At 57.9% G+C, this 22,618-nt stretch carries 22 protein-coding genes; 19 read left to right on the top strand and 3 right to left on the bottom strand.

Features of this window, described 5'->3' with window-relative positions:
• Window positions 1-97 precede the first annotated feature (97 nt).
• The 6 genes from cyoA (at window position 98) to V6942_RS04650 (ending at window position 5,358) form a co-directional block, all read left to right on the top strand.
• Entirely contained in the window at window positions 98-1,045 is a 948-nt protein-coding gene (cyoA, locus tag V6942_RS04625) for a cytochrome o ubiquinol oxidase subunit II (protein ID WP_106927986.1), read from the top strand.
• A gap of 19 nt (window positions 1,046-1,064) precedes the next feature.
• Window positions 1,065-3,056, top strand: a complete 1,992-nt coding sequence (cyoB, locus tag V6942_RS04630) for a cytochrome o ubiquinol oxidase subunit I (RefSeq protein WP_106927988.1) — start codon at window positions 1,065-1,067, stop codon at window positions 3,054-3,056.
• Window positions 3,046-3,657: a cytochrome o ubiquinol oxidase subunit III gene (locus tag V6942_RS04635; protein ID WP_106927990.1), complete on the top strand. Its 612-nt coding sequence runs from the start codon at window positions 3,046-3,048 to the stop codon at window positions 3,655-3,657. The genes cyoB and V6942_RS04635 overlap by 11 nt, the downstream gene beginning before the upstream one ends.
• A complete protein-coding gene (locus V6942_RS04640; protein WP_106927992.1) occupies window positions 3,657-3,986 on the top strand; it encodes a cytochrome o ubiquinol oxidase subunit IV in 330 nt (109 codons plus the stop codon). The genes V6942_RS04635 and V6942_RS04640 overlap by 1 nt, the downstream gene beginning before the upstream one ends.
• Before the next feature lie 11 nt (window positions 3,987-3,997).
• Window positions 3,998-4,885 (top strand): heme o synthase, encoded by an 888-nt coding sequence (gene cyoE / locus V6942_RS04645; RefSeq protein WP_106927994.1) that lies wholly within the window; start codon window positions 3,998-4,000, stop codon window positions 4,883-4,885.
• A 317-nt stretch (window positions 4,886-5,202) separates the two neighbouring features.
• Window positions 5,203-5,358, top strand: coding sequence for a Hok/Gef family protein (locus V6942_RS04650; protein ID WP_182929387.1), 156 nt, complete (start codon window positions 5,203-5,205; stop codon window positions 5,356-5,358).
• A 77-nt stretch (window positions 5,359-5,435) separates the two neighbouring features.
• Here V6942_RS04650 and V6942_RS04655 read toward each other — a convergent pair whose 3' ends face one another.
• Window positions 5,436-6,194: an IclR family transcriptional regulator domain-containing protein gene (locus tag V6942_RS04655; protein WP_106927998.1), complete on the bottom strand. Its 759-nt coding sequence runs from the start codon at window positions 6,192-6,194 to the stop codon at window positions 5,436-5,438.
• Window positions 6,195-6,346: 152 nt separating this feature from the next.
• Here V6942_RS04655 and V6942_RS04660 point away from each other — a divergent pair, with 152 nt between their 5' ends.
• From V6942_RS04660 to V6942_RS04695, 8 genes are all read left to right on the top strand, one after another.
• Window positions 6,347-7,168 (top strand): shikimate dehydrogenase family protein, encoded by an 822-nt coding sequence (locus V6942_RS04660; protein ID WP_182965990.1) that lies wholly within the window; start codon window positions 6,347-6,349, stop codon window positions 7,166-7,168.
• A complete protein-coding gene (locus V6942_RS04665; RefSeq protein ID WP_106928002.1) occupies window positions 7,165-8,859 on the top strand; it encodes an FAD-dependent oxidoreductase in 1,695 nt (564 codons plus the stop codon). Before V6942_RS04660 ends, V6942_RS04665 begins: the two co-directional genes overlap by 4 nt.
• Window positions 8,856-9,176: an NIPSNAP family protein gene (locus V6942_RS04670; protein ID WP_106928004.1), complete on the top strand. Its 321-nt coding sequence runs from the start codon at window positions 8,856-8,858 to the stop codon at window positions 9,174-9,176. Before V6942_RS04665 ends, V6942_RS04670 begins: the two co-directional genes overlap by 4 nt.
• Window positions 9,177-9,186: 10 nt before the next feature.
• A complete protein-coding gene (locus V6942_RS04675) occupies window positions 9,187-10,881 on the top strand; it encodes an FAD-dependent oxidoreductase (RefSeq protein ID WP_333500856.1) in 1,695 nt (564 codons plus the stop codon).
• Window positions 10,882-10,956: 75 nt separating this feature from the next.
• Complete coding sequence (locus tag V6942_RS04680) at window positions 10,957-11,760, top strand: sugar phosphate isomerase/epimerase (RefSeq protein WP_333500857.1); 804 nt, start codon at window positions 10,957-10,959, stop codon at window positions 11,758-11,760.
• Window positions 11,761-11,773: 13 nt separating this feature from the next.
• The gene (locus tag V6942_RS04685; RefSeq protein ID WP_182928325.1) at window positions 11,774-13,138 is read left to right on the top strand and encodes an MFS transporter; all 1,365 of its coding nucleotides are present in this window, start codon (window positions 11,774-11,776) and stop codon (window positions 13,136-13,138) included.
• Entirely contained in the window at window positions 13,135-14,145 is a 1,011-nt protein-coding gene (locus V6942_RS04690) for a Gfo/Idh/MocA family oxidoreductase (RefSeq protein ID WP_333500858.1), read from the top strand. Before V6942_RS04685 ends, V6942_RS04690 begins: the two co-directional genes overlap by 4 nt.
• Window positions 14,146-14,302: 157 nt before the next feature.
• Window positions 14,303-15,667 carry an MFS transporter gene (locus V6942_RS04695; RefSeq protein WP_106928014.1) on the top strand — a complete coding sequence of 455 codons (1,365 nt, stop codon included), beginning with the start codon at window positions 14,303-14,305 and terminating at the stop codon, window positions 15,665-15,667.
• 42 nt (window positions 15,668-15,709) lie between these two features.
• On the opposite strand, the gene V6942_RS04700 is transcribed toward V6942_RS04695, so the two are convergent.
• Window positions 15,710-16,201 (bottom strand): YajQ family cyclic di-GMP-binding protein, encoded by a 492-nt coding sequence (locus tag V6942_RS04700; protein WP_106928016.1) that lies wholly within the window; start codon window positions 16,199-16,201, stop codon window positions 15,710-15,712.
• Window positions 16,202-16,367: 166 nt separating this feature from the next.
• Here V6942_RS04700 and panE point away from each other — a divergent pair, with 166 nt between their 5' ends.
• Together panE and yajL are read left to right on the top strand one after the other, a co-directional pair.
• A complete protein-coding gene (panE, locus tag V6942_RS04705) occupies window positions 16,368-17,279 on the top strand; it encodes a 2-dehydropantoate 2-reductase (protein ID WP_106928018.1) in 912 nt (303 codons plus the stop codon).
• On the top strand, window positions 17,242-17,835 hold the full coding sequence (gene yajL, locus V6942_RS04710; RefSeq protein WP_182928327.1) for a protein deglycase YajL: 594 nt from the start codon (window positions 17,242-17,244) through the stop codon (window positions 17,833-17,835). The genes panE and yajL overlap by 38 nt, the downstream gene beginning before the upstream one ends.
• 79 nt (window positions 17,836-17,914) lie before the next feature.
• Here the strand turns inward: yajL and thiI are convergent, their stop codons facing one another.
• Window positions 17,915-19,363: a tRNA uracil 4-sulfurtransferase ThiI gene (gene thiI / locus V6942_RS04715; RefSeq protein ID WP_333500859.1), complete on the bottom strand. Its 1,449-nt coding sequence runs from the start codon at window positions 19,361-19,363 to the stop codon at window positions 17,915-17,917.
• Between the two features lie 190 nt (window positions 19,364-19,553).
• On the opposite strand from thiI, the gene xseB reads away from it, so the two are divergent.
• The 3 genes from xseB to dxs are packed head-to-tail and all read left to right on the top strand — an operon-like array spanning window position 19,554 to window position 22,577.
• Window positions 19,554-19,796 carry an exodeoxyribonuclease VII small subunit gene (gene xseB, locus V6942_RS04720; RefSeq protein WP_106928024.1) on the top strand — a complete coding sequence of 81 codons (243 nt, stop codon included), beginning with the start codon at window positions 19,554-19,556 and terminating at the stop codon, window positions 19,794-19,796.
• Window positions 19,797-20,696, top strand: a complete 900-nt coding sequence (ispA, locus tag V6942_RS04725) for a (2E,6E)-farnesyl diphosphate synthase (RefSeq protein WP_106928026.1) — start codon at window positions 19,797-19,799, stop codon at window positions 20,694-20,696. It begins immediately after the preceding gene.
• Between the two features lie 18 nt (window positions 20,697-20,714).
• Complete coding sequence (gene dxs / locus V6942_RS04730) at window positions 20,715-22,577, top strand: 1-deoxy-D-xylulose-5-phosphate synthase (protein WP_106928028.1); 1,863 nt, start codon at window positions 20,715-20,717, stop codon at window positions 22,575-22,577.
• The last annotated feature ends 41 nt before the right edge of the window (window positions 22,578-22,618 follow it).

Here is a 22,618-nt window from a genome sequence, read left to right on the forward strand (position 1 = left end):
GACAGAGCACCAATGATGTTTACAGTAATGTAACCTTCCCGTAAAATGACCCCACACTTTAAACGCCACCAACACCCCGTGGAATTGAGGTCGTTACATGAGACTCAGGAAATACAATAAAAACTTGGGATGGTTGTCATTAATCGCCAGCACGGTATTACTCAGCGGCTGCGATTCTGCACTACTTGACCCCAAAGGACAGATTGGACTGGAGCAGCGTTCGCTGATTCTGACGGCTTTCGGCCTGATGATGATCGTCGTCATTCCGGCCGTCTTAATGGCCGTTGGTTTCGCCTGGAAATACCGTGCGAGCAATAAAGATGCGAAGTATAGCCCGAACTGGTCACACTCCAACAAAGTGGAAGCTGTGGTCTGGACCGTGCCTATTCTTATCATCATCTTCCTCGCCGTACTGACCTGGAAAACCACTCACTCCTTAGAACCAAGCAAACCGCTGGTACATGACGAGAAACCGATCACGATTGAAGTGGTTTCCATGGACTGGAAATGGTTCTTCATTTACCCGGAGCAGGGCATTGCTACCGTCAACGAAATCGCCTTCCCGGCGAACGTTCCGGTGCAGTTCAAAGTGACCTCCAACTCCGTGATGAACTCCTTCTTTATCCCGCGTCTGGGCAGCCAGATTTACGCCATGGCCGGTATGCAGACCAACCTGCATCTTATCGCTAACGAAGCGGGTACCTATGACGGTATCTCCGCCAGTTACAGCGGCCCGGGCTTCTCTGGTATGAAGTTCAAAGCCATTGCGACGCCGGATCGTGCCACATTCGATCAGTGGGTCGCTAAAGCGAAACAATCTCCGAACACCATGGACGACATGGCGGCATTCGAGAAAGTGGCTGCACCGAGCGAATACAACAAGGTGGAGTACTTCTCCAGCGTGAAACCAGATTTGTTTAAAGCAGTGACCAGCAAATTTATGGATCACGGCAAAAGCATGAACATGTCCAAACCGGAAGGCGAACACGCAGCGCACGAAGGTATGGAAGGCATGGACATGAACCACGCGGAATCCGCTCACTAAGGGGCCGAGGAAGAAAACGATGTTCGGAAAATTGACACTGGATGCAGTGCCGTTCCATGAACCTATTGTCATGGTTACGGTCGCTGCCATTATCATCGGTGGTCTGGCGTTACTCGCCTTGATCACTTACTTCGGTAAGTGGTCCTACCTATGGAATGAGTGGCTGACTTCGGTTGACCACAAAAAACTGGGCATCATGTATGTCATCGTCGCTATCGTCATGCTGCTGCGTGGCTTTGCCGATGCCGTCATGATGCGTAGCCAACAGGTGCTGGCCTCCGCCGGCGAAGCTGGCTTCCTGCCACCTCATCACTACGATCAGATCTTTACCGCCCACGGCGTTATCATGATCTTCTTCGTGGCGATGCCGTTCGTTATCGGTCTGATGAACCTCGTGGTTCCACTGCAGATCGGCGCGCGCGACGTGGCGTTCCCGTTCCTGAACAACCTGAGCTTCTGGTTCACCGTTGTCGGCGTTATTCTGGTTAACCTGTCTCTGGGCGTAGGTGAATTTGCTCAGACCGGTTGGCTGGCCTATCCGCCGCTCTCGGGAATTGAGTACAGTCCGGGCGTAGGGGTCGATTACTGGATTTGGGCGCTGCAGCTCTCCGGTATTGGTACTACGTTAACCGGTATTAACTTCTTTGTGACCATCATCAAGATGCGTGCGCCAGGAATGACGATGTTCAAGATGCCGGTATTTACCTGGGCATCTCTGTGCGCCAACATCCTGATTATCGCCTCCTTCCCAATTCTGACGGTTACCATCGCGCTGCTGACCCTGGATCGCTATCTGGGCACCCATTTCTTTACCAACGATATGGGCGGCAACATGATGATGTACATCAACCTGATTTGGGCCTGGGGCCATCCGGAAGTGTATATCCTGGTTCTGCCGGTCTTCGGTGTATTCTCTGAAGTTGCCGCAACCTTCTCGCGTAAACGCCTGTTTGGCTACACCTCGCTGGTGTGGGCGACCGTGTGTATTACCATCCTGTCGTTCATCGTTTGGCTGCACCACTTCTTCACCATGGGTGCCGGTGCGAACGTTAACGCCTTCTTCGGTATTACCACGATGATTATCGCCATCCCGACCGGGGTGAAGATCTTCAACTGGCTGTTCACCATGTATCAGGGCCGCATCGTCTTCAACTCTGCGATGCTGTGGACCATCGGCTTTATCGTGACCTTCTCGGTCGGCGGTATGACCGGCGTTCTGCTGGCGGTGCCGGGCGCGGACTTCGTGCTGCACAACAGCCTGTTCCTGATTGCGCACTTCCATAACGTCATCATCGGCGGTGTGGTCTTCGGTTGCTTCGCCGGCCTGACCTACTGGTGGCCGAAAGCCTTTGGCTTCACGCTGAACGAAACCTGGGGCAAACGCGCCTTCTGGTTCTGGATCATCGGCTTCTTCGTGGCGTTTATGCCGCTGTACGTGCTGGGCTTCATGGGCATGACCCGTCGCCTGAGCCAGCAGATTGACCCGCAGTTCCACCCGATGCTGGTTATCGCAGCGTGCGGTGCTGCGCTGATCGCCTGCGGTATCCTGTGCCAGCTGATTCAGTTCTACGTCTCTATTCGCGACCGCGAGCAGAACCGTGACCTGACCGGTGACCCATGGGGCGGCCGTACGCTGGAGTGGGCAACCTCTTCCCCGCCTCCGTTCTACAACTTTGCCATTGTGCCGCACATTCATGAGCGTGACGCATTCTGGGAAATGAAAGAGAAAGGCGAAGCGTACAAACAGCCGACGCAGTATGAAGAAATTCATATGCCGAAAAACAGCGGTGCGGGTATCGTGATTGCCGCCTTCGCTACCGTCTTTGGTTTCGCCATGATCTGGCATATCTGGTGGTTGGCGATTGCCAGCTTCGCAGGCATCGTGATCACCTGGATCATCAAAAGCTTTGACGAGGACGTGGATTACTACGTGCCGGTTGCAGAAGTCGAAAAACTGGAAAATCAGCATTTCGATGAGATTTCTAAGGCAGGGCTGAAAAATGGCAACTGATACTCTGGCGCATAACGCCCACGCGCATGAACATGGGCATCACGATACAGGGCCGATGAAGATCTTCGGCTTCTGGATCTACCTGATGAGCGACTGCATTATCTTCGCTACGTTGTTCGCTACCTACGCTGTGCTGGTAAACGGCACGGCGGGCGGCCCGACCGGCAAAGATATCTTCGAGCTGCCGTTCGTTCTGGTTGAAACTGCACTGCTGTTATTCAGCTCCATCACCTACGGCATGGCGGCTATCGCCATGTACAAAAACAACAAGAGCCAGGTCGTTTCCTGGCTCGCCCTCACCTTCCTGTTTGGTGCCGGGTTCATCGCGATGGAAATCTATGAATTCCATCACCTGATTGTTGAAGGTATGGGCCCGGATCGCAGCGGCTTCCTGTCAGCGTTCTTCGCGCTGGTTGGCACGCACGGCCTGCACGTCACCTCCGGTCTTATCTGGATGGCGGTGCTGATGGTGCAGGTTTCCCGCCGCGGTCTGACCAGCACTAACCGTACCCGTATCCTGTGCCTGAGCCTGTTCTGGCACTTCCTGGACGTGGTGTGGATCTGTGTGTTCTCGGTTGTTTATCTGATGGGGGCGATGTAATGAGTCATTCTAACGATCACAGCGGCGCATCCCACGGCAGCGTGAAGTCGTACATGACAGGTTTTATCCTGTCTATCATCCTGACGGTGATCCCGTTCTGGATGGTGATGACCGGCAGCGCGTCGCATGCGGCGATTCTGGGCACCATTCTGGTGACCGCTGTGGTGCAGATTGTCGTACACCTGGTGTACTTCCTGCACATGAACAGCAAGTCTGACGAAGGCTGGAACCTGACCGCGTTTGTCTTTACCGTGATAATCATTGCCATCGTGGTGGTAGGGTCCATCTGGATTATGTGGAACCTGAACTACAACATGATGGTTCACTAAGAGCGGCGAGTATGTTTAAGCGATACCTGCAAGTAACGAAGCCTGGCATCATTTTTGGCAACCTGATCTCCGTGATCGGCGGTTTCCTGCTGGCCTCCAAAGGTCACATCGACTATCCGCTGTTCGTCTGGACGCTTCTCGGTGTGTCTCTGGTGGTCGCCTCGGGTTGTGTTTTCAACAACTACATCGATCGTGACATCGACCGTAAGATGGAGCGAACGAAGAACCGAGTGCTGGTTAAGGGACTGATTGCGCCAAAAACGTCGCTGGTCTACGCCACTTTGCTGGGTCTCGCTGGCTTCATGCTGCTGTGGTTCGGCGCCAATCCCCTCGCCTGCTGGCTGGGGGTAATGGGGTTCGTGGTTTATGTCGGCGTTTACAGCCTGTACATGAAGCGCCACTCCGTTTACGGCACGCTGATTGGTTCTCTCTCCGGCGCTGCGCCGCCGGTGATTGGCTACTGCGCAGTATCCGGCACCTTTGACAGCGGCGCGCTGATTCTGCTGGCGATCTTCAGCCTGTGGCAGATGCCCCACTCCTACGCTATCGCGATTTTCCGTTTTAAGGATTATCAGGCAGCGAACATCCCGGTACTGCCGGTGGTGAAGGGCATTTCGGTGGCAAAAAATCACATTACGCTGTACATCGTCGCTTTTGCTATCGCCACGCTGATGCTAACGCTTGGCGGCTACGCGGGTTATAAATACCTGATTGTTGCCGCTGCGGTGAGCGTATGGTGGCTCGGCATGGCGCTGCGCGGTTACAACGTGGAAGATGATAAAGTCTGGGCGCGCAAGCTGTTCGGCTTCTCTATCATCGCCATTACCGCGCTCAGCGTGATGATGTCGGTCGACTTTATGGTGCCGAATTCTCAGAACCTGCTGACTTACGTCTGGTAAAGAGACACCGTTTGATAAAAACCTCGCTTCGGCGGGATTTTTTATTGCCTGAAGAAAAGCGCCAGCACCCGATATTGATGTTTTCCTAAATAGCGGCGAGGCCAGCGTTCAGGCAGCTCATTCGAGGGGAAGAGGTATAGAATCGCAACGGGTGCTTGAGACTGTTTGTCTTGAGCATGATGTGAAAGGCAGATAGACAAAAGCCCCAGATAACATTCTGCGTCCGGCAAGACGCTTAACATTAATCTGAGGCCCCTAAATACCGACCAGTATTAGGTTAGCCTCTTACCGACCTTAGGGTCAAGGAGAAGTAGCCTATGAAACGGAACAAGGTAGTGATTGTTGCCCTGATTGTCCTCTGTATTACCGTCGTGATGTCGGTACTGGTCACGCGCAAAGATCTTTGCGCGGTCCGTATCCGCAGCGGGCATACGGAGGTCGCCGTCTTCACAGACTACGAATCTGTTAAGTAAGAGACCCGGCGGGGAGTCATCCCCGCCACTCCTGATGCTACCAGGTATTCTCAACGCACCCAATTTTTTTCACCTGGCTAGCCCACCAGCATCGCCTGCGCGCTATACAGCAGATCGAGATGATCCCGGCACAGCGCCTCCAGCGACGTGCGCGACTGGTGGCTGGTCAGACTCAACGCTCCCCAGTACAGCCCTTCCCTATCAGCAAGTGGAACGGCGATCACCAGCATACCTATCTCAAACTCCTGCTCAATAGAGGCGTATCCCTGACGACGAACCTGCGCGATACGCTCCATCAATATCGGTACATCCGTCACCGTGTAAGGCGTTCGCTGCTCGCGGGCTACTCGCTGCAACACAGCCTCGCATTCAGCTTCCGGCAACGAGGCTAACCACAAGCGACCGCCCGCGGTGCAGTGAATCGGCACTCGTTCACCGAGCCGTACAGAAGTTGAGTTAAACGGCGTATGTTTGCTGCGGGCAATATAGACCAGCTCGTTGTCATCGATCACCCCCACCGACGCGTGTTCCTCTGTACGACTAGCAACATATTCAACAATCGGCCGTACCATACGCGGGAACTGCGCGGAATCAACGTAGGCCTGCCCCAAACGCAGCGTTTTCGCCATCAGCCAGTAATAGCGCCCATCGGTATCCAGATAGCCGTCGTGTACCAGCGTCAGGAAAAATCGGCGAGCCGCGCTCTGCGTCAACCCGCTCATTTTCGCCGCCTGCGGCACCGTCAGACGCGGGTTCGCCTTTGAAAAAAGCTGGATCAGCGCCAGCCCCTTTTGCAGCCCCACAATCAGATCGCGTTGATGAATCTCGTTTTGCATAGTTGTTCACACTTTTGCAACAGAGGGAGTCGAATACTGCGATTATCGCACTGTCGGTGCGATTAACAACCAACCCGTCCGAATTCTGCGTTGTCGCTCACCGCTTCCATTGAAATACTTACGCAACAGTTTATTAACAAGCGAGGTGAGCAATGGTCAGCGGATTTACTCAGGTCGTCGCCGTTATCGGGCATCCCATTACCCAGGTGAAATCACCGGAAAACTTTAACCACTACTTTGCCAGCCAGAGCATGGATAAGGTAATGATCCCGGTCGATATCGCGCCGGAAGCCGTTGCCGACTATCTGAACGCCCTGCGCGGCTGGCAGAATATGAGCGGTATTTTGGTTACCGTTCCCCATAAACAGCGCGTTGCCGGGCTGCTGGATAGCCTGACATCGCGCGCCCGTCATCTGAATGCGGTCAACGTAGTTCGCAAGCTGGCGGACGGCCGCTTAGAGGGCGATATGCTTGACGGCGTCGGCTTCCTGCGCGCCGCCGACGCGCACGGTTTTGCCACCGTCGGCAAGCGCGCCCTGCTCACCGGCTGCGGCGGCGTCGGTAGCGCCATCGCCTGGAGTCTGTGCGAAGCGGGCATCCACAGTCTGGCCCTGCACGATCGCGACGACGCCAGCCGCCAGCGTCTGGAGAATCGTCTCGCCACCCATTTCCCGAGCGTCCACCTCACCGCCCTGCCCGAATCGCTGGCGGAAATCGATCTGCTGGTCAACGGTTCTCCTGCGGGTATGGCGGGCTTCGATCCGCTTCCGCTAAGCCCAGCGCTGCTTGAAACGTTAACCGCCGCCACGCACGTTGCCGATGTCGTCACCGCACCGGTTGTCACCCCGCTGCTGGCCTTCGCCAGCGAGCGTGGCTGCCGCACGCAAACCGGGCCGGAAATGGCGCTAGCGCAGATGGAGCTGATGGGGCAGTTCATCGGTGCGATACCCTCACCACATGAGGTCGCCGCATGAAAAGCTGGGACGTGATCGTTATCGGCAGCGGTGCGGCGGGGTTTGCCGCCGCCGTGACGGCCTGCTGCAAAGGGCTCTCCGTGCTGATGCTGGAAAAAGCGCCGCACTTTGGCGGCACGTCGGCGATCTCCGGCGGCGCGGTGTGGATCAACGATACCGACCAGGCGCGCCACCTCGGCAAAAGCGGCTCCCCTGAGGAGATAAAAACCTACCTGCGCACCATTATTGGCGACACCCATTATCGCCCGGAGATGGTGGATGCGTTTGTTCACGCCGGGCGTGACGCGCTGGCCTTTCTCGAGCAGCAAGGCGCGGTGAAATATAGCCTGCGCCCCCTGTCGCCGGACTATTACCCGGATGAGCCCGGCGCAGTCGACGTGGGCCGCGCGCTGGAAGTGGTGGAGTACGACGGGCGCGAGCTGGGCGAACACTTTAAAACGCTACGCTCACCGCCGCCGGGGATGCTGCTGTTTGGCGGCATGATGGTTAACCGCGTCGATATTCAGCATTTCCTCGATATGCGACGCTCATGGCGCTCATTCCGCCACTGCGCAAAGCTGCTGCTGCGCTACGGACGCGACCGACTGCGTCACCATCGTGGCACCCGTCTGGCAATGGGCAACGCGCTGATCGCCCGCATGGCCACGCTGGCGCTGCGCAAAGGGCTGGAGCTGGAGCTTAACGTGACGGTGAAATCGTTGACGGAGCAGAATGGTCGCGTCACCGGCGTCGAAATTGAGCGCGACGGCAAATCGGTCGCACTGCACGCGCGTCGCGGCGTGGTGCTGGCCGCCGGAGGATTCGCCGCCGGGCGTATTGCGCCGCAGTTCCGCCCCGCAACTCAGCAGCACTACACCATGTCGCCCGCGACCAATGATGGCGCCGCATTTCAGCTGGGGCTAGGCGTTGATGCCCGTCAGGGGGCCGATCTGCCATCTAACTTCTTCTGGGCGCCGGTCTCCGTGCTGCGCCGTCCGGACGGCAGCGAAGAGCGGTTTCCGCACCTGGTCACCGACCGCGCCAAGCCGGGGATGATTGCCGTCAACCAGCACGGCCTACGCTTCGTCAATGAGTCCAACTCCTACCACCACTTCGCCAGCGCCATGCAGCAACAGCCGGAGAACGCTCCCTGCTATCTGCTTTGCGACGCGAATGCGATGAAGCGCTATGGCCTGGGGCTGGCGCGTCCAGCGCCGGTCAATAACGATGCGCTGGTCAACGCCGGGTATCTGCATCAGGCGCAGAGCCTGGGCGAGCTGGCGCAGCAGTTGGGTATCGACCCGCAGCAGCTTGAGCAGACCGTCGCCGATTATAACCAGGACGCACAAACTGGCCACGACAGCGAATTCAATAAAGGCGGCAACAGCTACAACCGCGCGATGGGCGATGCGGCACACCGCCCGAACGCCTGTAACGCGCCGCTGTTAAGCGCGCCGTTTTACGCCATCAAACTGTTTACCGGCGATCTGGGCACCTCGCGCGGGCTGGTCACCACCGCCGACGCGCAGGTGATTAACCAGCAGGGCCAGCCCATCGGTGGGCTATACGCCGTCGGCAACGACATGGACTCGCTGATGGCGGGCACCTACCCCGGCCCTGGGATCACCCTCGGCCCGGCGCTCACCTTCGGCTATCTCGCCGCAGTGCATATGACCAACACATCCCCACTCACTTCAGGAGAAGCATCATGATCTACGAAAAACGCACCTACACCATCAATCCGCTGAAGATGGCTGACTGGCTCGCGCTGTACAAAAGCGACGCCTTTGCGGTCCAGACTGAGCATCTCGGTAAGCTAATAGGCTTCTTCTTTACCGAGATTGGCGTAGTCAATCAGGTGGTTCACATCTGGGCTTACGAAAGCCTGGACGATCGCCTGGTGCGGCGCGCGCGTATGGCACAGGATGAGCGTTGGCTGACCTTCTCGCGTAAAAACCGCGAGCTGGCAGCGGTTGAACGTCTGGAGTCGGTCCTGATGCGCCCGACCGATTTCTCCCCGCTGCAATAAGGAGGCATACATGAGCAGGCTCGTTGAGGTGGATATGCTGGTCATCGGCTCCGGTGCGGCGGGGCTGTCAGCCGCAGTGACCGCGGCGCTGCACGGCGCGCGAGTGCTGGTCGCTGAAAAAGAGTCGACGATTGGCGGCACCAGCGCCTGGTCCGGAGGCTGGCTGTGGATACCACAGAATCCACTCGCCCGCGAGGAGGGTATTATCGAGGATGACGCCGCACCGCTGGCCTATCTTCAGGCCGAAATGGATGGACGTCCGGCCGATGCGCGCCTGCGGACTTTTTTACGTTACGGGCCGGAGATGGTGGATTTTTTCCGTCGCCGTACCGCCGTGCAATTTGTGTCTGGCAGTAAAATGCCGGACTTTCACAACAGCCAGGGCTTCGTTAACGGCGGTCGTTCGGTTACCGCTCAACCCTATGACGCTCGCGAGCTGGGCGACTGGCTGCATCGCCTGCGTCCACCGCTTGAAACCATCAGTCTGGCGGGAATGGGCATCGCTGGCGGCGAGGATATGGCGCACTTTTTTAACGCCACTCGCTCGCCGCGATCCGCACTGTATGCCGCACGACGGCTCGCGCGTCATGGCTGGCAGCGACTGCGCCACGGGCGCGGCCGCCATCTGGTCAACGGTAACGCGCTGGTGGCTCGCCTGCTACGTTCAGCGCTGGACGCCAAGGTCAGTTTTCAGCTCAACGCCCCGGTGACGCGGCTGTTACAAAACGCCAGCGGCGTGACCGGAGCCATACTGAGTAGCGATGATGGCGAAATTCAGATCAACGCCCGTGCGGTTGTGCTGGCCTGCGGAGGTTTCCCGCACGACAAGCAGCGACTGGCAGAACAGGTACCCCACGCAGCACAGGGCTACGGTCATTTTTCCGCCGCACCGCCGGGGAATCAGGGCGATGGCATTCGCCTTGGCGAAACGGCCGGCGGGCAGTTTGATCGCTCACTCAAACACCCGATGGCGTGGGCGCCGGTGTCGCGCGTGTCGCTGGCCAGCGGCATACAGCTGGCCTTTCCGCACCTCGTTGAGCGCGCTAAGCCGGGGTTTATTGCGGTGCGGGACAACGGCAAACGCTTCGTTAATGAAGCGGACTCCTACCATGACTTTATCGCCGCGCTGATCGACGCCACGCCGGAGGGCGAAAAACCGGCGGCGTGGCTGATTGCCGACAGCCAGGCGCTGCACCGTTACGGCCTCGGTCACGCGCGGCCCACGCCGTTCCCGGTAAAAGCCTGGCTGCGTACCGGTTACCTGCAAAGTGCCAGCACGCTGGCAGAGCTGGCGCAAAAATGCAGCATCGACGGCCCGGCACTCAGCGCTACCGTCTCGCGCTTCAACGACTTTGCCCGTCAGGGGCGCGATGACGACTTCCAGCGCGGCGCTTCCGCCTACAACCGCGCGCAGGGCGATGCCAGCCACCAGCCCAGCCCCACGCTGGGGGCGCTGGAAAAGGCTCCGTACTATGCGGTGCGTATTCTCCCCGGCTCGCTCGGCTCGTTCAGCGGACTGAAAACCGATGAGCAAGCGCGGGTGCTCGACGTAAAACAACGCCCGATCCCCGGCCTGTTTGCCGTGGGTAACGATATGTCGAGCGTGATGCAGGGGTTCTACCCTAGCGGCGGCATCACGCTTGGCCCTGCCATGACCTTCGGTTATCTGGTGGGGAAAAACTTCGCCAAAAATATAACATCTTAAAAATATTACGCATTTAGCCAGGGAACGGCGCCAAACATAACAACAAATCTTACCTGCAACTGTACTGGAGTCTGTATGAATATGCGTTCTCTCTCGCTAGCAGCACTCACCGTGCTGGACGTTCCACCGCCGGAACACGTGCGCATCGCGGCACGCACCGGCTTTAGCCACGTGGGCATTCGTCTGCTGCCTGCGACCCCTGACGATCCCGATTACGACATGCTCGGCGATACTCCAACTGTACGCGAAACCCTGGCCGCGCTGCGCGATACCGGCATCCGCGTCTCCGACGTGGAGATCGTGCGGCTGACGCCGGACTTCAGCCTTGAAGCGCTGCGCCCGTTCCTGGAAACCGCCGCCCGGCTGGAAGCTCAGCAGGTGCTGGTGGCCGGCAATGACGACAATCTGGCCCGCTGTGCGGAGAACCTGGCCCAACTAGCACAGGCAGGCGCAGCCTACGGGCTGACCATGAATCTGGAACCGATGCCGTGGACTCATCTGCCGACGCTTGCCAGCGCCCAGGCGTTGATTGCCGCCAGCGGCCAGCACAACGTGGGTATTCTGGTCGATGCCATCCACTTCTGGCGCGCGGGGGAATCGCTGGAGACGTTAGCCACGCTGGCGCCACAGCAGTTGAACTACATGCAGCTGTGTGACGCCCCAGCGCATATTCCCACAGAGACGCAGGAACTGATTTACCAGGCCCGCTGCGCGCGCCGGATACCGGGCGAAGGCGAGCTGGATCTACACGGCCTGCTGGCGGCGCTACCGGCAACGCTGCCCATTTCGCTGGAAGTCCCGCTGGCCGGTGCTCAGGGGGCTTTGCCGGCGCAACAACGCGCACAGCTGCTGTTTAACGCTGCACAATCCTTCCTGTAATCGGGGGTACGCTATGTCACAGACACAACGCCTGGATGTCAGAGAGTTAATCAATTCCAACCCGCTCAGCCGTTATCAGAAGCTGGTTATTTTCCTCGGTTTTTGCGTCATCGCGCTGGACGGTTTCGATATTGCCATCATGGGTTTTATCGCGCCAACGCTTAAGCAGGAGTGGGGCGTCAGTAACCACGAACTGGGCTTTGTCATCAGCACCGCGCTAATCGGCCTGGCGCTTGGGGCGCTATTTTCCGGCCCGCTCGCCGACTGGCTGGGACGCAAGAAAATCATCATCAATAGCGTCTTTTTCTTCGGTTTCTGGACGGTAGCGACGGCGTTTTCCCAGAACATTGAGCAGATGATCTTCTTCCGCTTTATGACCGGCCTCGGGCTGGGCGCGGCGATGCCGAACATGAGTACGCTGGTGTCAGAGTATGCGCCGGAACGAAAACGTTCGTTTATCATCACCGTGATTTTCTGCGGTTTCACCTTCGGCGCCGCTATTGGCGGGTTTGCCGCTTCATGGCTGATTCCACAGTTCGGCTGGCACTCGCTGATGGCGCTGGGCGGTGTGCTGCCGCTGCTGTTCGCCCCCATTCTTATCTGGAAGCTACCGGAATCGGCGCGTTTTCTGGTGATCAAGCAGGCTCCCACCGCGCGGATCCACGCTATTCTGCAACGGTTTTACCCCGGTCAGGTCAGTGAAAACGTGCAGTTTATTCTGCCGCAGCAGCCCGTCAAAAGCAGCGCCATGCGCATCGTGCTGTCGCGGGAGTATCTGTTCGGCTCGCTGATGCTGTGGCTGGTCTATTTTATGGGGCTGTTCCTGGTCTATATCCTCGGTAGCTGGCTACCGACGCTGGTGAAAGAGATTGGCCTGACCGTCAGCCAGGCGGCGATTATGACCGCCATCTACCAGGCGGGCGGCACCGTCGGCTCGCTATTCGCCGGCTGGCTAATGGACCGGATCGATCCGCACCGGGCGCTGGGGGTAATTTTCGCCGTTGGAGGACTGTTTACCATGGCGATTGGCTACGCGGGCGTGAATTTCCCGCTACTGTGCCTGCTCGCCTTCGTCAGCGGCGCATGCCTGAACGGCGCCAATACCGGAATGAACGCCCTTTCCGCGCGTTTCTATCCCACCCAGGCCCGCGCAACAGGCTCCAGCTGGATGCACGGTGTAGGCCGTATCGGTGCCATCCTCAGCGCCTTCGCTGGCGCGGAAATGCTGGCGCTGGGCCTCGATTTTAAATCGGTGTTCCTGATCCTCGGCATTCCGGCGGCGCTGACCGTCATCGGCCTGGCCGCCAAAGGCTACTGGGCGGCTGGACCGGTCGATAAACCCTCTTCCCTCACCGCAACCGTCAGGAGCCCATCATGAGCCGTATTCGTCTTGCCGTTATTGGCGCTGGCGCCATCGGGCGCAAACACATTGACGTCATTCAGCAAACGCCAGAGGCCGAACTGGTGGCGCTGGCCGATCCATCACCACAGGCGCAAGCGCTGGCGAAATCCCTCGGTGTGGCGTGGTACGCCGAGGTCAACGATATGCTGGATCAGGCCCAGCCGCAGGGGGTCATTAACGCCACGCCAAATACTCTGCACGTACCGTATGCCATTGCCTGCGTGGAGCGCGGCATTCCGGTGTTGGTGGAAAAACCGGTGGCCGAGTCGCCGGAACGCGCGCAGGAACTGGTGGAGGTGGCGACGCGACACGGCGTCCCGGTACTGGTGGGGCACCACCGTCGACACAATGCGCTGACCGCAGCGGCAAAATCGCTGATCGACCGCGGTGAACTGGGAACGATTGTTGCAGTCTCGGCGCACTGGATCCTGCAAAAACCCGACGATTACTTTGACGTCGCCTGGCGGCGCGAACCGGGGGCCGGGCCGCTGCTGGTGAATCTGGTACACGACATCGACCTGCTGCGTTATCTGCTGGGCGAAATTGACGATGTGCAGGCGATGACCAGCAACGCCGGGCGCGGCTTCGCCAATGAAGACAGCGCGGTGGTCAACCTGCGCTTCGCCTGCGGTGCGCTGGGCAGCGCGGTACTGAGCGACTGCGGCGTCAGCCCGTGGAGCTGGGAGATGAACTCAGCGGAGAACGCGGTCTACGCGCATACCCCGGAAAACTGCTACCTGATCTCCGGTAGCAAAGGGGCGCTGGCCATTCCGCAGATGCGCTGGTGGCGCTACGGCGAGCAAAGCGGCTGGCACGCGCCGCTGTTGCAGGAGACGTTACCCGTTGAAGCCATCGACCCGTTTATTCTGCAACTGCGCCATTTCCTGCAGGTGATTAACGGCGAGGCCAGGCCAATTATTGATGCAGCAGATGCATTACGCTCGCTTGAGGTGATCGACGCGATCCGTCAGCAGGCCGCCTGATCGGCCTCTTTCCCCGGCGACAGTTCGTCGCCGGGTTACCATCAATGTCGCTATTCAGCACAAATGATTCAATAATGTAATATTTGTTAATTAACCCTCTGTTTACCCTGCCCTCTCCCCGCACTACACTACTCCCAGCTTTTATATAGAGGTGGGAATGAACGATTACAAAATGACGCCGGGTGAGTTACGCGCCACCTGGGGTTTAGGGACCGTATTTTCTTTGCGTATGCTCGGTATGTTTATGGTCCTTCCGGTTCTGACCACATACGGCATGGCATTGCAGGGCGCCAGCGAAGCGCTGATTGGCCTGGCAATTGGCATTTATGGTTTAGCACAAGCGGTGTTTCAGATCCCCTTCGGGCTGATTTCTGACCGCGTCGGCCGCAAACCGCTGATCGTCGGCGGGCTGGCGATTTTTGTTCTGGGCAGCGTGATTGCGGCCCTGTCCGACTCCATCTGGGGCATTATTCTTGGCCGCGCCCTTCAGGGCTCCGGGGCGATTGCCGCGGCGGTGATGGCGCTGCTTTCCGACCTCACCCGCGAACAAAACCGCACCAAAGCGATGGCGTTTATCGGCGTCAGCTTCGGCGTGACGTTTGCCATTGCGATGGTGTTAGGTCCGATCATCACCCATAAACTCGGTCTGCACGCCCTGTTCTGGATGATTGCCGGGCTGGCGACGCTGGGGATTCTGCTCACCCTGTGGGTAGTGCCGGACAGCAAAAACCACGTGCTCAACCGCGAGTCCGGAATGGTGAAAGGCTGCTTCAGCAAGGTGCTGATGGAGCCGAGGCTGCTGAAGCTTAATTTCGGCATCATGTGCCTGCACATTCTGCTGATGTCCACCTTTGTCGCTCTGCCGGGCCAGCTGGAGTCCGCTGGGTTCCCGGCCGCCGAACACTGGAAAATCTATCTGGTGACCATGGTGGTATCGTTTATCGCAGTGGTACCGTTTATCATCTACGCGGAAGTGAAGCGCCGCATGAAGCGCGTATTCGTGCTGTGCATTGCTCTGCTGCTGATTGCCGAAATTGTGCTGTGGGGTTCCGGCAGCTACTTCTGGGAGCTGGTGGCGGGCGTGCAGATTTTCTTCCTCGCCTTTAACCTGATGGAAGCGCTGCTGCCGTCGCTGATCAGCAAAGAAGCCCCGGCGGGCTACAAAGGCACGGCAATGGGCATTTATTCCACCAGCCAGTTCCTCGGTGTAGCCATCGGCGGTTCGCTCGGCGGCTGGATTGACGGCCTGTTTGATTCACAAACGGTATTCCTCGCCGGCGCGCTGCTGGCGACGGTCTGGCTGCTGGTGTCGATGACTATGCAGGAGCCGCAGTACGTTAGCAGTCTGCGCGTCGAAATACCGCAAGATGTTGCCGCTGATGAGTCTCTGCGTGAACGTCTTCTGGCGACGGACGGGGTGAAAGAGGTGTTAGTGGTGGCAGATGAACACTCGGCCTACGTCAAAATCGACAGCAAAGTGACCAACCGTTTTGAGGTGGAACAGGTGATTGCCGCCCATTAAGCAGCATCGGCCCGCACTGGAGTGTGGGCCGTACTTTCGCCGTTAGTCGCGGAAGTTTTTGAACTGGAACGGTTGGCCAAGGTCGCCGCCGCGCACCAGCGCCATCACCGACTGCAGGTCGTCGCGGGATTTCCCGGTCACGCGAATCTCTTCGCCCTGAATTTGCGCCTGCACCTTCAGTTTGCTGTCTTTAATCAGCTTGACGATTTTCTTCTGCACCGCGCTTTCAATGCCCTGCTTCAGCTTAGCTTCAACAAACCAGGTTTTACCGCTGTGCACGAAGTCTTCTGGCACATCGAGAGACGCACCTTCAATGCCGCGTTTCAGCAGCTTGGCACGCAGAATATCCAGCAGCTGGTTCACCTGGAAATCGGACTCGCTCAGCACCTTGATGGTTTTATTGGCTTCATTCAGCTCAATGGTCGCTTCTACGCCGCGAAAATCGAAACGTGACTCAACCTCACGGGCCGCGTTATCCACACCGTTACGCGCTTCCTGAAGATCAACTTCAGAGACAATATCGAAAGATGGCATCTTTTCCCCTCCCTTAGTTTCTTTTGCGTTGCATAATACCTGCAACGCGGCATAACTCAACTGGTTATCCCCGGAAGCTCAGCGGATAGCGCTATACTCACACTTATTCGGGTGATCGGCGTGAAGTATGACATACCAGTCGCATCTGGTGTGGTAAGGAGGATGTTTGAAAATAACAGTATTGGGATGTGGCGCGCTGGGTCAGCTATGGATGACGGCGCTCTACAAAAAAGGATTTGAAGTACAAGGATGGCTACGCGTACCTCAGCCCTACTGTAGCGTGAACCTGATAGAGCTGGACGGCAGCGTCTTCAATGAGTCGTTAACCGCTAACGATCCTGACTTTCTGGCACAAAGCGATTTACTGCTGGTGACGCTCAAAGCCTGGCAGGTCTCCGATGCGGTCAGAGCGCTTGCCGCGCACCTGCCGGATACCACGCCGATCTTACTGATTCATAACGGCATGGGCACCCTTATCGAGCTCAATGACCTCAGGCAGCCGATTCTGCTCGGTGCCACCACGCAGGCAGCACGACGCGATGGCAACGTCATTATCCACGTCGCCAACGGGACGACCCACATTGGCCCGGCCAAACGCTATGAGGCCGATTACAGCGCGCTCGCCGTCACGCTGCAAAACGTTCTGCCGGACGTCGCCTGGCACGACAATATCCACTCTGCCATGTGGCGCAAGCTGGCGGTCAACTGCGTCATTAACCCGCTGACCGCGTTGATGGACTGCCCTAACGGTGCGCTGCGCGACCATCAGGAGCATATTGCCCGTATCTGTGAAGAGGTGGCGCAGACCATGACGCGTGAAGGGTTTCATACCTCTCCGGAAAGTCTGTTATTTTATGTCAACCAGGTCATCGACCTGACGGCGGAGAATATCTCGTCGATGTTGCAGGATATTCGCGCGCAGCGTCATACAGAAATCGACTACATTACCGGTTTTCTGCTCAAGCGCGCGCGGGCGCACGGCATTCCGGTGCCGGAAAATACCCGCCTGTATGAACGCGTTAAACGTAAGGAGAGTGAATATGAGCGCGTCGGCACTGATTTGCCTCGCTCCTGGTAGTGAAGAGATGGAAGCCGTCACCACAATCGATTTGCTGGTGCGTGGCGGAATTCAGGTCACCACCGCTAGCGTCGCAAGCGACGGCAATCTGGCCATTACCTGTTCACGCGGCGTTAAGCTGCTGGCCGATGCGCCGCTGGTGGAAGTGGCGGACGGTGATTTCGACATCATCATCCTGCCGGGCGGCATCAAAGGGGCGGAGTACTTCCGCGACAGCCCGCTGCTGGTGGAAACGGTCAGACAGTTTCATCATTCAGGCCGTATCGTCGCCGCCATTTGTGCATCAGCGGCAACCGTACTGGTGCCGCATGACCTGTTCCCCATCGGCAACATGACGGGCTTCCCGGCGCTGAAGGATAAAATCCCGGAAGACCAGTGGATGGATAAACGTGTCGCGTGGGACCCGCGCGTCAACCTGCTCACCAGTCAGGGGCCGGGCACATCCATTGATTTCGGGCTGAAGATTATCGACCTGCTGGTCGGGCGCGAGAAAGCGTACGAAGTGGCATCGCAGTTGGTAATGGCGGCTGGGATCTATAACTATTACGAAGCGTAAAATGCAGGCCCGATAAGCGTAGCGCCATCGGGCCTGCATCGTTCTGATATAAAAAAACCGGCCAGGCCGGTTTTTTTATTTATGGGCGATAAACCTTCACGTTTTCAAAACCCTGCTCGCGCAGATACAGCGCCTGCAGGCGGCTCATCACGCCGCGTTCGCACCACAGCAAGTAGGTTTTGCTACGGTCGAGGTCGCCAAACTGGGTGCTGAGCTTATAGAACGGCAGCGAAGCGACTTCCACGCCTTCCACTTTCAGCGGCTTGTCGTCCTGCTCATCAATCGAGCGGATATCCAGAATCACGTCGTTGGCGCTAAAGCCGCTGACGGTTTCCACTTCCACCACCTCTTGCTGGGTCTGCTGGGCGATGTCGCGGATATCGACGTTGTTCGCTTCCGCTACCACTTTGTCGAGAATCGCAAAATCGAAGTTTTCTTCTTCCGCTTCAATTTTCGCCTTCACCGCCTTAATGGTTGGGCTTTTCGAAATCACGCCGCAGTATTCCGGCATCGTGCGGGCAAAGTCTTCAGTACCAATTTCACGCGCCAGATTGATGATGTGCTCTTTATCGTGAGAAATCAGCGGACGCAGGATCAGCGTGTCGGAGACGTTGTCAATCAAACGCAGGTTGGTCAGCGTCTGGCTGGAAACCTGGCCCAGCGCTTCACCGGTAACCAGCGCCTGCACGCCGTAGCGTTCGGCGACTTTTGACGCGGCGCGCACCATCATACGTTTCAGCACCACGCCCATCTGGCCGTCGTCGACTTTCTCCAGAATTTCGCCCACCACCGGCTCGAAGTTAATCGCCACGAAACGCACGCGGTGCGAGCTGCCGAAGCGGTTCCACAGGTAGTGCGCCACCTGACGAACGCCGATTTCATGTGCCGCGCCGCCGAGGTTAAAGAAGCAGTAGTGCACGCGACAGCCGCGACGCATCAGCATGTAGCTGGAGACGCCGGAGTCAAAACCACCGGAGATCAGCGACAGCACGTCTTCCTGAGTACCAATCGGGAAGCCGCCAATGCCTTCGTAGCGCCCTTTCACCAGCAGCAGACGATCGTTCTCGATTTCGAGATTGACGGTGACGTCCGGATCGGTCAGCTTCACGCGCGCTGTTTCAATGTGCTGATTCAAGCCGCCGCCAACGTAACGTTCAACCTCAATAGAGGTGAACTCGTGCTTACCGCGACGTTTCACACGCACGCAAAACGTTTTGTTTTCCAGCGCTTCGCGCCACAGGGGCAGCGTCTGCTCGAAAATATCGTGCAGCGAGGTGAACGGCACGTCTTCCACTTCCAGGATATGGTGGATGCCCGGAATACGGGTCAGCGCGTCGCGGATTGCCAGACGCTGGTTCTCATCTTTGGCGCGAACTTCGATGTGATCCCAGTGACGAACGACGGCGAGCGTTTCATCGTAGTGTTTAAGAACGTTACGAATGTTCCCGGTTAAAATTTTAATAAAGCGCAAACGCACAGATTGGCTTTTGATGGTGATTTCCGGGAACAATTTAATGATAAACTTCATGGCGGCAATGGTTCGTTGGCAAGCCCGACGGGGCTTTGAGCAAAAAGATGTATCGCAGCGTACCAGCGGTCGCTACGTCCAGGACGCGGAGTATATCATCATCCCGCTGACCATTGCGTGTTATTTGCTTCACACCCAGACTCCGTTACCATAGACGCAGTCGCGACATAACAAGAGCCAAACATTCACTATGCCAAAGAAAAACGAAGCCCCGGCCAGTTTCGAAACTGCATTAACCGAGCTGGAGCAGATAGTTAATCGTCTGGAGAGCGGTTCCCTACCGCTGGAAGAGGCGCTGAACGAATTTGAACGCGGCGTGCAGTTAGCGCGTCAGGGGCAGAGCAAGTTACAGCAGGCGGAACAGCGCGTGCAGATTCTGTTGGCCGATAACGAAGATTCGCCGTTAACACCTTTCACGCCGGACGCTGAATAAATGGATTTCTCGCAACAGCTGAATGCCTGCGTGACGCAGGCAAACGACGCGCTGCGCCGATTTATCGCTCCGCTGCCGTTTCAGAACACTCCTCTGGTTGAGGCCATGGCGTATGGCGCACTATTAGGCGGTAAACGTCTGCGTCCGTTCCTGGTTTATGCCACCGGACAAATGTTCGGCGTCAGCCTGACGGCCCTGGATGCGCCGGCCGCCGCGGTGGAATGCATTCATGCCTATTCGCTAATGCATGACGACCTGCCAGCGATGGACGACGATGACCTGCGTCGCGGTCAGCCAACCTGCCATATTAAATTTGGCGAGGCGAGCGCCATTCTGGCCGGCGACGCGCTGCAAACGCTGGCGTTCTCTATACTCAGTGATGCGCCGATGCCGGACGTCTCTGACCGCGATCGCCTGGCGATGATTTCCGAACTGGCCACGGCCAGCGGCGTGGCGGGCATGTGTGGCGGTCAGGCGCTGGATCTGGACGCGGAAGGCAAACAGGTGGGTCTGGAAATGCTGGAACGCATTCATCGCCATAAAACCGGAGCGCTGATTCGCGCTGCCGTCCGCCTCGGCGCACTGAGCGCGGGCGAACAAGGGCGACAGGCGCTACCGCTGCTCGACAAGTACGCTGAAAGCATCGGGCTGGCGTTCCAGGTTCAGGATGACATTCTGGATGTGGTAGGTGATACTGCGACCCTTGGAAAGCGCCAGGGCGCCGATCAGCAGCTCGGTAAAAGCACCTATCCTGCACTACTGGGCCTTGAGCAAGCCCGGACAAAAGCCAGTGACCTGATTGCCGAAGCCCGCCAGTCGTTAGCACAGCTGGCCGCACTGTCACTGGATACCACAGCACTGGAAGCGCTAGCGAACTACATCATCCTGCGCGACAAATAAACAATAAATGAGTCTCTGATGAGTTTTGATATTGCCAAATACCCGACCCTGGCGCTGGTTGACTCCACTCAGGAGCTGCGCCTGCTGCCGAAAGAGAGCCTGCCGAAGCTGTGCGACGAGCTGCGTCGTTACCTGCTCGACAGCGTGAGCCGTTCCAGCGGACACTTCGCCTCCGGGCTTGGCACGGTGGAGCTCACCGTGGCGCTGCACTACGTCTATAACACGCCGTTCGACCAGCTCATCTGGGACGTCGGCCACCAGGCTTATCCGCATAAAATTCTGACCGGCCGCCGTGACAAAATCGGCACCATCCGCCAGAAGGGCGGCCTGCATCCGTTCCCGTGGCGCGGTGAGAGCGAATACGACGTGCTGAGCGTCGGCCACTCCTCCACATCTATTTCCGCCGGTATCGGCATTGCCGTAGCCGCGGGCAGAGAAAACAAGCAGCGCCGCACCGTCTGCGTGATTGGCGACGGCGCCATCACCGCCGGGATGGCGTTTGAAGCCATGAACCATGCGGGCGATATCAAACCGGATATGCTGGTGGTGCTGAACGACAATGAAATGTCGATTTCCGAGAACGTCGGTGCGCTGAACAACCATCTGGCGCAGCTGCTCTCGGGCAAGCTCTACTCCTCGCTACGGGAAGGCGGCAAGAAAGTCTTCTCCGGCGTGCCACCGATTAAAGAGCTGCTCAAACGAACCGAAGAACATATCAAAGGCATGGTGGTGCCGGGCACGCTGTTTGAAGAACTGGGCTTCAACTATATCGGGCCGGTCGACGGTCACGACGTACTGGGTCTGGTCAATACGCTGAAAAACATGCGCGACCTGAAAGGTCCGCAGTTCCTGCACATCATGACCAAAAAAGGCCGTGGCTATGAACCGGCCGAGAAAGACCCGATCACCTTCCATGCGGTGCCTAAATTCGACCACACCAGCGGCAAGTTGCCGAAAAGCAGCGGCGGCCTGCCGTCGTACTCGAAAATCTTCGGCGACTGGCTGTGCGAAACCGCAGCCAAAGACAGCAAGCTGATGGCGGTGACGCCCGCGATGCGTGAAGGCTCGGGCATGGTTGAGTTTTCCAAAAAATACCCGGACCAGTATTTTGACGTAGCGATTGCCGAACAGCATGCGGTCACGTTCGCCGCCGGGCTGGCGATTGGCGGCAATAAGCCGGTGGTAGCCATTTACTCCACCTTCTTACAGCGCGCCTACGATCAGGTGATCCACGACGTGGCGATTCAGAAACTGCCGGTCCTGTTCGCTATCGACCGTGCGGGGATCGTTGGCGCCGACGGGCAAACGCACCAGGGGGCGTTCGACCTCTCCTATCTGCGCTGTATCCCGGATATGGTTATCATGACGCCAAGCGATGAAAACGAGTGTCGTCAGATGCTCTACACCGGCTACCACTACAGCGAAGGGCCGAGCGCCGTGCGTTATCCGCGCGGCAGCGGCACCGGCGCAGAGCTGAAGCCGCTGGAAAAACTGCCGCTGGGCAAAGGCGTGGTGAAGCGCGAGGGCGAGAAGCTGGCCATTCTTAACTTCGGTACGCTGCTTGCGCAGGCCGAGGCGGTCGCCGAGAAGCTTAACGCCACGCTGGTCGATATGCGCTTCGTGAAGCCGCTGGATGAGAGCCTGATTCTGGAGATGGCCGCGCGCCATGAGTCTCTGGTCACGCTGGAAGAAAACGCCACGCTAGGCGGTGCGGGAAGCGGTGTGAACGAGGTGCTGATGGCACATCGTAAGCCGGTGCCGGTGCTCAATATCGGCCTGCCTGATTTCTTCATTCCTCAGGGTACCCAGGAAGAGATGCACGCCGAGCTTGGCCTCGATGCCGCGGGCATCGAAGCGAAGATCGCGGCCTGGTTAGCATAACCCGCCTATCGCTCCTGCTATGCTTAAGGGAAACCTTTTAC

Source organism: Kluyvera genomosp. 2, from assembly GCF_036759865.1.
In the GTDB taxonomy this organism is placed as follows: Bacteria; Pseudomonadota; Gammaproteobacteria; order Enterobacterales; family Enterobacteriaceae; genus Kluyvera; species Kluyvera ascorbata_B.